This is a genomic window from Acidovorax soli (assembly GCF_900107605.1).
Classification (GTDB): domain Bacteria; phylum Pseudomonadota; class Gammaproteobacteria; order Burkholderiales; family Burkholderiaceae_C; genus Acidovorax; species Acidovorax soli.
In genome coordinates this window covers 1-1,306 of sequence record NZ_FNQJ01000083.1, presented here as the reverse complement: position 1 = coordinate 1,306, position 1,306 = coordinate 1, and the positions used below count along the sequence as shown (strand labels likewise).

The window sequence follows — 1,306 nt, the reverse complement described above, 5'->3', positions numbered from 1 at the left end:
GCGGACAAGGCGGCGCAGCCGCAATTCTCAGCCGAGCTGCTTGAGCAACTCATTCCCGGGCCAGTCACGCCAGCCGAGCTTGAGGGCATCTTCCAGCAGTTCAAGAAGTCGGTGCTTGAGCGCGCGCTGGGCGCGGAGATGAGTCACCACCTGGGCTACGCCCCCGGCCAGGCCAAGCCCGAAGGGGCTGCGGCCAATCACCGCAACGGCAAGAGCGCCAAGACCGTGCTGACCGACGCCGGCGCTCTGCGCATCGACGTTCCCCGTGACCGCGAGGGCACGTTCGAGCCGCAACTCATCGGCAAGCATGAGAGGCGCTTCACCGGCTTTGACGACAAGATCGTTGCCATGTACGCACGCGGCATGACGGTGCGCGAGATCCAGGGCTTTCTGGCCGAGATGTACTCGGTGGACGTCTCGCCGGACCTCATCAGCAGCGTCACCGACGCCGTGATGAGCGAGGTCACGGCCTGGCAGAGTCGCCCGCTGGAGTCGATGTACCCGGTCGTGTTCTTTGACGCGCTGAGGGTCAAGATCCGCGAGGATGCGGTGGTGCGTTCCAAGGCCGTGTATCTGGCCCTGGGCGTGCTGCCCGATGGCAGCCGCGACATCCTCGGGATCTGGATCGAGAACACCGAGGGCGCCAAGTTCTGGATGAAAGTGTTCAACGACTTGAAGACGCGCGGTGTCCATGACATCCTGATCGCTGTCACCGACGGGCTCAAGGGCATGCCAGAGGCACTGGGCACGGTGTTCCCGGCCACGACGCTGCAAACCTGCATCGTGCACTTGATACGCAACAGCCTGGACTTCGCAAGCTGGAAGGATCGCAAGGCGCTGGCGGCGGCCATCAAGCCGATTTACACGGCGGTCAGCGCCGAAGCGGCCGAGGCCGAGCTGCTCGCGTTTGAGGCAGGGCCGTGGGGGCAAAAATTCCCGACCGTCGTAGGCGCCTGGCGCAGGGCCTGGGACAAGGTCATTCCGTTCTTCGCCTTCCCGCCAGAGGTGCGGCGCGTGATCTATACGACCAATGCGATTGAGAGTGTGAATGCGAGGCTGCGCAAGATCATCAAGACGCGTGGGCACTTCCCCAGCGACGAAGCGGCCACCAAGTTGATCTGGCTGGCGTTGCGCAACATCACCGAGGACTGGGGACGGGCGGCCAACCACTGGAAATCAGCCATGAACCAATTCGCGATCCTCTACGAAGATCGGTTCACGAAATCGAGCACGTAAGATAGTCAACCAGCTTCACGAAATCGGTGAAGGTTCAATGAGCCTCACACACAGAAATTCGGACAGGCCC

At 62.6% G+C, this 1,306-nt stretch carries 1 protein-coding gene; it reads left to right on the top strand.

The window, feature by feature from the left end; genetic code table 11:
• Positions 1-36: 36 nt before the first annotated feature.
• Complete coding sequence (locus BLW02_RS19415) at positions 37-1,236, top strand: IS256 family transposase (RefSeq protein WP_425285684.1); 1,200 nt, start codon at positions 37-39, stop codon at positions 1,234-1,236.
• Positions 1,237-1,306: the final 70 nt, after the last annotated feature.